Genomic DNA, 8,297 nt, shown 5'->3' on the forward strand with positions numbered 1-8,297 from the left:
GTGCGCCGCAGCGGGTCACCGGTGTGCCCGAACGGGGTGCGGGTTCACCCGGACGAGGTGCGGCCGCAGAGCGGGACGCAGGCCGCGCCGAGCGGGTGCGGCCCGCGGGTCGGTCAGAGCGGGATGTAGACGCCGAAGTCGCGGTTCGCGGTGCGGAAGTCCTGGAAACCGATCCGCGCGCCCGCCGCCCGGGTGACCGTGCCCTTGGCGATGACGCCACCGGCCGACGAGGGCCCGTACACCGGACCGCCGCTGTCACCGGGGCGCGCGGCCGGCTGGCCGTTCACCTGCTCGCCCTCCACCAGGTCCTCGCGGTCGGCGTAGAAGAACAGCACCTTGATGTTGCACACCGGACCGCCCGTCTCCCGGGCGCTGGTGACGCCGGACTGGCACAGGTACTCGCCGGTGTAGACGTCGCCCCAGCCGCGCACGACCTCGGTGGAGTTGCTGTCGCCGCCGCCCACGTACTGCTGGTTCACCACGTTGCCGGTGGGGATCAGCATGATGTCGTGGTCGTTGTGCTTGGCGCCCGCCGTGCCGATGTACTCACCGGTCGGGTCGGTGACGCGCACGCCGGGGTTGCCGCAGTGGCCCGCGGTGAGCAGGAAGCGGGCGTTGTCGCCGTTGCGGACGGAGAACCCGGACGTGCAGGCCGCGTTGCCCAGCACGATGGTCGCCCCGCCCTTCCACGGCGGCGCGTCGTTCTGCCGGGACACCGGCGCGAGCGGTTGCTCCACCACGGTCCGCACCGGCACGTCGACGTCCACGGAGCGGGTCGCGAACTCGGACGTGGCGCCGAGGACGAGGCCGCTGCCGTCGGCGGGCACCTTGATCGCGTGCACGCCCGGTCCCCGTTGCGCCTGCACGACCTTGGCGGCCTCGCGGAGCTCGGCGTTGGAGTGGCGTGCGGCTTCGAAGGTCACCGGGGCCTCGCCCCGGGACGCGGCGTCGCGCACGGCGGCGGGCACGTCGCCCTTCCACCACAGCGCGACGTGGTCGTCCTCCAGCACCAGGCCCGCGAACCCGGCGTGGTCGCCGCGGTCCACCTCGGCCCGGATCGTGTCGGCGGTGCGCACCAGCGGCTGCTGGGCGAGCATCCGGTCCCAGTCGGTGACCGGACCCGCTGCGGCGGGGGCGGTGGCCAGTGCGGCGGTCGTGATGGCCGCGGCCACCGCGGCGGTGATCGTGCGTGCTGTCCTCACGAGCGGAACTCCTCTGCGTGACAGGGTGGACAGCGGCGGCGGATCCTCAGGTTATGGTCTGGACCAAAAGCTTGTCATTGACACAACGGGACAGAAACGCGCGTGCTGCAACAGGACGCGGGCCCGCACGGCGACCGGGCGCCACCCCGCGAGGGATGACGCCCGGTCGTGTCCCGGTGCGAGCGCTCAGTCCTTGCGGCAGTCCCACCGCGTCATCTTGTCGTTGTGGGCGTCCCCGACGTACTTCGAGCCGCTGTTCTCGGGCTCGTCCCACAGCCTGCTGCTGCCGGCGTACGCGATGATCGTCTTGTCGGTGTCGGTGTTGACCCAGCTCGACGTCTTGGCGGAGAAGCCCCAGTCGCTCGCCTCGTCGCCGCACGTGTCGGCGAACTGCCACCGCGAGCCGCCCCAGTCCCGGTTCTCGTAGAAGCAGTAGTTGTCCTTCTTCGTCGTCCCGGAGGGGCAGCCGTGCACGTCGCGGACTTCCGCGGCGTCGGCCGGTTCCGCCAACCCCGCCGCCCGCGCCCGCGGGTACCGGACGTTGGCCCCGAGCCCCTTCGGCGCCACGGCTTCACCGGGCGACGGCATGACCACGAGGATCCGGCCGCCCAGCCAGGCCACCGCGTTGTCGCTGACCTGGACGCCTCCGGGGTGCTCGGCCAGCAACTCCTCCACCTCGGACGCGAGCGGGCCGGTCGGTCCGGCGGGCGTCGCGCCCGCCCCCGCGGGAGCCGCGACCAGCAGGGCGACCACCGAGAAAGCCGCACCGGCCCGCACGAGCGCCCGCCGGGCAATGGACGTCACCTTCATGTTCCCCTCCTTGGAAAAGCACCTGGCGCGCTGCGGCGCACCTACCAGGAGGGTCGCGGATCCCGCCGCTGATCGGGGCGGACCCGACCGCACTCCACTCGATCGAGAGGCCGCGGTGGAGTCGACGTCACGGCGCGTCGACCGTGTCCCCGAGCCCGCGCCGATCGGGCCCGGGGACTGGCTCACCCGACCGTGGTCAGGACAGGGTGAAGTGGTCGACGTCGAACAACCCGCCCGACCCGGTGCCGGTGAACACCAGGAACACCGGACCGGTGCCGCTGCCGGTCAACGCCGTCGACACGTCCACGAACCGGTCGAAGCCGCCGGTGCCGACGACCGCGACCGAGCCGAGCAGCGCGCCCGTCTGCGACCCGGCGCGGACCTCGATGCGACCGCCCGCGTTGCCCGACGACACCCGCGCGGTGAACTGGCGCTTGCCCGAGGCGCTGGTCTGCCCGTAGCCCGCCCAGTCGCCGCCGTCGATGTAGCCGACGGTCTGGCCGCCGCTCGCCGTGCCGTGCGACGCGACCTGCACGCCGGACGACGACGTGTACGCCTCGCCCTCGACCCGTTGCGACGGCTGCTCCTGCGGCCGGCAGTCGGCCTGCACCAAGCCCGCCGCGTACCGGATGCCGCCGAGCAGGTGGGTCCGGAACGCCGGGTCGGCGTACGACTCGACCGTGTGACCGAGTCCGGTGTAGAACGAGCGGCCCGACGCCTGCGTGCGGCACCACGAGATCGGGTGGTCGCCCGCCATGGTGCCGCCGCTGTAACTGGCCTCGTCCACGTTCGCCAGGACCCGGGACGTGGCCCGCGGGTTGGTGCGGAAGTTGTACCACTCGTCGGTGCGGCTCCAGGCGGTCGGCAGGTGCGCGGTCGCCGGGTGGGTGCGGTCCTCCGGCCGCACGGTGGCCGCCTGGATGTTCGGGTGCGAGAGGAAGTACGCGCCCACGAGCTGCCCGTAGTAGGGCCAGTCGTACTCCGTGTCCGCCGCCGCGTGCACGCCGACGTAACCGCCTCCACCGTCCACGTAGGACTGGAACGCGGCCTGCTGCGCGTCGTCCAGCACGTCGCCGGTCGTGTTGAGGAACACCACCGCCGCGTACCGGGCCAGGTTCGACGCGGTGAACGCCGCCGGGTCCTCCGTGGCCGTGACCGCGAACCCGTTGGCCGCGCCCAGTTCCCGGATCGCCTGGGTGCCCGCCGGGATGGCGTCGTGGCGGAAGCCCGCGGTCTTGCTGAACACCAGCACCTCCGGACCCGGTGGCGCGGTAATCCCGGTGGTGAAGGTGAACGCGTCCAGGTCGAGCAGGTTGCCCTGCCCCGTCACGCCCTTGAAGACCAGGAACAACGTCGTCGTGCCGGTCGGCGCGTTCGCCAGGGTGGTCGAGACGTCGACGAACGTGTCCCAGTTGCCGGTGTTGGGCACGGTGAGCGCGCCGAGCAGCGTCCCGGTCGCCGCCCCGGCGCGCACCTCCACCGTGCCGCCGGGACCGCCGGAGGACACGCGCGCCGTCACCGACCGGGCGTTGCCCAGGCGGTAGGGCTGGAACGAGATCCAGTCGCCGTCGTCGGTGAACCCGACCGTGCGACCGCCCTCCGCGGCACCGTGGTTCGCGGGCTCGACGCCTCGCATGGCGCCGTAGTGCTCGGCCTGGCGGTGACGCGGTTGGAGGGTGCTCACCGAGTGCGAGGTCAGGCCCGCCTTGTCGGTGTACTCCGCGTCGAAGACCCCGTAGATGTTCGCCGCGGCGTCGTGCTCGCCGTCCACGGGCACCGCGATCTGCCCGGTGCACCCGGTGGCCTGGGTGATCTGGTGCCGGTGGCTGTCGTGGCCGAGCAGGTAGGTGACCTTGACGCGCGAGCAGTCGACCGGCCCGTCCTCCGGGTCGGTCACCGCCACCTGGAACGGCACCGCGTCACCGAACGCGAACAGCGCCCCGTCGCCGGGCGCCTGCAACGTCACGGTGGGCGCGGTGTTGCCCGCGGTGACCAGGACGCTCGCCGTGCCGGTGAGCCCCTGCGGGTCGGTGACGGTGAGCGTGGGCGAGTAGTTGCCCGCCGCGGTGTAGGTGTGGGAGGGGTTCGCTTCGGTGGACGTGCCGCCGTCACCGAAGGTCCACCGGTACGACAGCGCGCCGCCCTCGGGGTCGGAGCTGCCCGCCGAGGAGAACTTCACGGTCAGCGGCACCGGTCCGGACGTGCGGTCCGCCGCGACCTTCGCGGTCGGGTTGCGCGGTGCGTTGCCCTTGTAGTCGATGCGGTAGATGGCCTGGTTGCCGCTGCCCGTGCCGTAGTCCAGCACGTACAGCGAGCCGTCCGGGCCGAACTGCAGGTCCATGACCTGCGTGCCGTCCCACGGGAAGTCCTCGATGACGCCGGGCGAGCCGTCCGCGCCCACGCCGATCGCCTTGATCCACTGGCGCCCGTACTCGCCCGCGAAGAAGCGCCCGTCCAGCGACTGCGGGAACTTCGTCGGTGAGGCGAGGTTCGGGTCGTAGCGGTAGACCGGGCCGCCCATCGGTGACTCCGAGCCGCCGCCGAACTCCGGCGGCGAGCCCGCGTCGCCCGCGTACCTGATCCACGCGGGCTGCGCGGCGGGCAGCGTGGTCAGGCCCGTGTTGCGCGGCGAGGTGTTGTTCACGCCCGTGCCGCACTCGTAATGCGCCCCGGACGGACCGCTGGGGAACGTGTAGCGGACGTAGGTCTCGTTCGCGGTGTTCGTGCCGGTGCAGTAGGGCCAGCCGAAGTTGCCGGGCCGGGTGATCCGGTCGAACTCCACCTGCCCGCTGGGTCCGCGCGTCGCGCTGCTCACGCCCGCGTCCGGGCCGTAGTCACCGAGGTAGACGACGCCGGTGGCCTTGTCGACGCTCATCCGGAACGGGTTGCGGAAGCCCATCGCGTAGATCTCGGGCCGGGTGCGCGGGGTGCCCGGGGCGAACAGGTTGCCCGCCGGGACGGTGTAGGTGCCGTCGGGTTGCGGCTTGATCCGCAGCACCTTGCCGCGCAGGTCGTTGGTGTTGCCCGCGGAGCGCTGCGCGTCGAACTGCGGGTTGCGGTTCGTCCGCTCGTCGGTCGGGGTGTACCCGTCGGACACGAACGGGTTGCTGTCGTCGCCCGTGGTCAGGTACAGGTTGCCCTGGGCGTCGAAGTCGATGTCGCCGCCGACGTGGCAGCACTGGCCGCGGTCGTTGGCCACCCGCAGCACGACCTTCTCGCCGGCCATGTCGAGCGTGTTGTCGGCCTTGAGGGTGAAGCGGGACAGGTAGAGCTCACCGCGCCACGCCGCGAACGTCGCGTCGGTGCCCTCGGTCGGCGCGTCGCCGTCCGGCGTGCTCAGCCGCGGCGAGTAGTACAGGTACAGCCAGCGGTTGACGGCGAAGCCGGGGTCGGCCGCGACGCCCTGCAACCCCTCCTCGTCGTGCGTGTAGACGTTGAGCTTCCCGGCCACGGTGGTGGTGTTGCCCGCGGCGTTGGTGATGCGGACCGTGCCGTCGCGGGCGGTGTGCACGACGGACCGGTCGGGCAGGACGGTCAGGGACATCGGCTCACCGAGCTTGGCGGCGCCGGCGGCCAGTTGGACGTGCTGGTAGTCGCCGGGCGGGATGGCCGCGGCGGCCGTGCCCTGGTTCAGGGGCAGCAGCAGGGAGGCGGCCAGCAGGGACGCGCCGAACGCCCGTGCCCACGGGGATGGGGAAGGGGACATCGCAGGGATTCCTCTCTCCCGAGCGCGTGCGGAGCCGCCCGGAGACAGTGGTCTTCCGGTGGTGCGAGGACGGTGTGGTGAAATCGATTAACACTCACCCGGGCGAGCGGCCGCAACTATTTCGACCGCGTTACCACTCGAACGGCCCACGGCTCGTCCTGCGGTGCGGCAAACAGGGCCGATCGGCGCAACTTGCGTTCAGATCGCGCAAGAAGGTTGCGAGGCAGCGAAACTTCAGGACAGGATGGCGGTACGACAGGCCGCGCTGAACCCTGCCGAAAAATGGTCACGGCATTCCCGGGACGTTCCGGGAAATGCGCGTGACAGTATTCCGGTCATCCTCGGGTGAAATGTTCGGGAGCGACCGGGAACGGCCGTCCTCGAATCAACGGCAGAACGCTGCGAGCGAAGTCTGGGGCCGGGTGCGCGCTCGGTCGGCCCGGCCCGCAGCCCGTTCCGGTGCGTCCGGACGCACCGCGCCCACGTGCCGCGGTCGACGGTCCGGACCGGTCAGGTGAGCCCGTCCCGCCACCGCTGCTGGGCCGTGCGCGAGTACCGCCGCACGCGCTGGGGCAGGCGGTCGAGCCGCCTCGGGTACGAGACCGCCTCGCGCCAGCGGTGGTACTCGGCCTGGGCGACCTCCCGCACCGGGTGGTGCGGGGGCAGCGCGTGGTAGAGGTCCGCGTACAGGTCACGGGCGTCGGTGCTCCGCCCGGCCGCACCGAGCCACCACGCGTAGTCGTGCATCGCGTCGAGGGTGCGCTCGTCGGCGGTGCCGTGCGCCTTCAGGCAGCCGTCGACCAGGAAGTACCCGATCCGGCACGCCTCGGTCGCCGTGCGGGTGCAGCCGGTCGCGTTCATCAGGCCGCGTTGGGCCCACAGGCTGTGCGGGTGCAGTGGCCCCAGCGACGCGGCGCAGCGCTGGTGCAGCTCGGTGTACTGGGCCAGGGCGTGCCGGTGCGCGTTCAGCGCCTCGTTGCACCACGCCAGGCTCCGCAGCACGTCGAGGGTGTCCGGGTGGTCCGCGCCGAGCGTCGCGCGGTGGTCGTCGAGCATCCCGGCGTACCGGATCCGCGCCTCGTGCAGCCGGTCGGAGTCCGCCATCGCGTCCGCCGCACGCCGCCGGGTGGCCAGCGACACCGGGTCGGTGCCGGGCGGCGGCGGGAGCGGCGGCGGCAGGTACTGGTTCACGCTCACGTCGCGGCCGGCCTGGTAGACGTTGCTGCCGTCGTCCGCCCGCGCCGACTGGTGGTTGCGCCCACCGGGGTAATCACGCACGGTGCCTATTGTCGCGGCGACCCGTCACCCGGTGTGCGCAGCGGAACGGGCACGTCCGGGTGAACGGCCGGCGTCCCGGCCGGTCAGTGGCCGCCGGCGGGCGTCACGGGTGGATGCCCGGCCCGTGGTCGGGGTCGTCCACGGGTGCGATGGGGGTCGGGCTGAGCGACACCTCGTCCTCGCCCTCCTCCAGCAGGGTGGCGGCCGGGCCGACCACGCGCGGGTCCGGTTCACCGACCACCTCGGGGTCCTTGTCGGCGTACCCGACGCGCGCCAGCACGCTGCGCATGGCCTCGATCCGGGCCCGCTTCTTGTCGTTGCTCTTGACCACGGTCCACGGCGCGGCCTCGGTGTCGGTGGCGCGGAACATGGCCACCTTCGCCTCGGTGTAGGCGTCCCACAGGTCCAGCGACCTGACGTCGTTCGGGCTGAGCTTCCACTGCCGGACCGGGTCGACCTGGCGGATCAGGAACCGGGTCCGCTGCTCGGCGCGCGACACCGAGAACCACAGCTTGACCAGCAGGATCCCGTCGTCCACGAGCATCTTCTCGAACGTCGGCGCCTGCCGCGTGAACCGCTCGTACTGCTCGTCGGTGCAGTAGCTCATGACCCGCTCGACGCCCGCCCGGTTGTACCAGGACCGGTCGAACATGACGATCTCGCCCGCGGTCGGCAGGTGGTTGACGTACCGCTGGAAGTACCACTCCCCCTGCTCGCGCTCGGTCGGCTTGCCCAGCGCCACGACCCGCGCCCCACGCGGGTTGAGGTGCTCGGTGAACCGCTTGATGGTGCCGCCCTTGCCGGCCGCGTCACGCCCCTCGAACACGACGACCATCCGGCCGCCGGTGTCCTTGATCCAGTACTGGAGCTTCAGCAGCTCGATCTGCAGCAGCCGCTTGGACAGCTCGTACTCCTCGCGCGCCAGCCGCGTCTGGTACGGGTAGTTCTCCCGCCACGTGTCGATCGGCGTGCCGTCCGCGTGCCGCAGCACGGGGTCGTCCCCGTCCTCGTAGTCCACCACGAGGTCGTCCACCCGCAGTCCGGGGAAGAGGTCGGAGATGTCGAGCGCGCTGTTCACCGGATCGGCTTACCCCGGTCATTACCCGGACAAACCGGACGTGGCCCGCTTCGCACCCGGACGGGTGGACCCGGCCCGCACCCGTGAGCGGCCCGCCGCCGACCCGTTGAGGGATCCGGACGTGCGTGGAGCCCGGTGGGTGCGCACCAGCCGACCACCGATCTTGTTCACCTTGCCGTGCGCGATCAGGTGGACCGCGTCCTGCGGCCGGCCCGCCTCCACG

6 protein-coding genes are annotated in these 8,297 nt (G+C 72.1%); all 6 read right to left on the reverse strand.

Annotation, left to right across the window (positions count from 1 at the left end; all coding sequences use genetic code 11):
• Positions 1 to 113: 113 nt before the first annotated feature.
• The gene (locus tag AB0G02_RS22445; protein ID WP_360797421.1) at positions 114 to 1,202 is read right to left on the reverse strand and encodes a hypothetical protein; all 1,089 of its coding nucleotides are present in this window, start codon (positions 1,200 to 1,202) and stop codon (positions 114 to 116) included.
• A gap of 186 nt (positions 1,203 to 1,388) precedes the next feature.
• Positions 1,389 to 2,012: a hypothetical protein gene (locus AB0G02_RS22450; protein ID WP_360797422.1), complete on the reverse strand. Its 624-nt coding sequence runs from the start codon at positions 2,010 to 2,012 to the stop codon at positions 1,389 to 1,391.
• Positions 2,013 to 2,208: 196 nt separating this feature from the next.
• Positions 2,209 to 5,718 (reverse strand): ThuA domain-containing protein, encoded by a 3,510-nt coding sequence (locus AB0G02_RS22455; RefSeq protein WP_360797423.1) that lies wholly within the window; start codon positions 5,716 to 5,718, stop codon positions 2,209 to 2,211.
• A 510-nt stretch (positions 5,719 to 6,228) separates the two neighbouring features.
• On the reverse strand, positions 6,229 to 6,996 hold the full coding sequence (locus AB0G02_RS22460; RefSeq protein ID WP_360797424.1) for a tetratricopeptide repeat protein: 768 nt from the start codon (positions 6,994 to 6,996) through the stop codon (positions 6,229 to 6,231).
• Positions 6,997 to 7,099: 103 nt separating this feature from the next.
• On the reverse strand, positions 7,100 to 8,074 hold the full coding sequence (ppk2, locus tag AB0G02_RS22465) for a polyphosphate kinase 2 (protein ID WP_360797425.1): 975 nt from the start codon (positions 8,072 to 8,074) through the stop codon (positions 7,100 to 7,102).
• A gap of 21 nt (positions 8,075 to 8,095) precedes the next feature.
• A partial coding sequence (locus tag AB0G02_RS22470; RefSeq protein WP_360797426.1) for a hypothetical protein occupies positions 8,096 to 8,297 on the reverse strand: 202 nt, incomplete at its 5' end.

This window comes from Actinosynnema sp. NPDC023658 (assembly GCF_040639995.1).
Taxonomy (GTDB): domain Bacteria; phylum Actinomycetota; class Actinomycetes; order Mycobacteriales; family Pseudonocardiaceae; genus Actinosynnema.

Bases quoted from the DNA above. Each gene is read 5' to 3' on its own strand.
- AB0G02_RS22450 (WP_360797422.1), bottom strand. From the start codon at position 2,012: ATGAAGGTGACGTCCATTGCCCGGCGGGCGCTCGTGCGGGCCGGTGCG.
- AB0G02_RS22455 (WP_360797423.1), bottom strand. From the start codon at position 5,718: ATGTCCCCTTCCCCATCCCCGTGGGCACGGGCGTTCGGCGCGTCCCTG.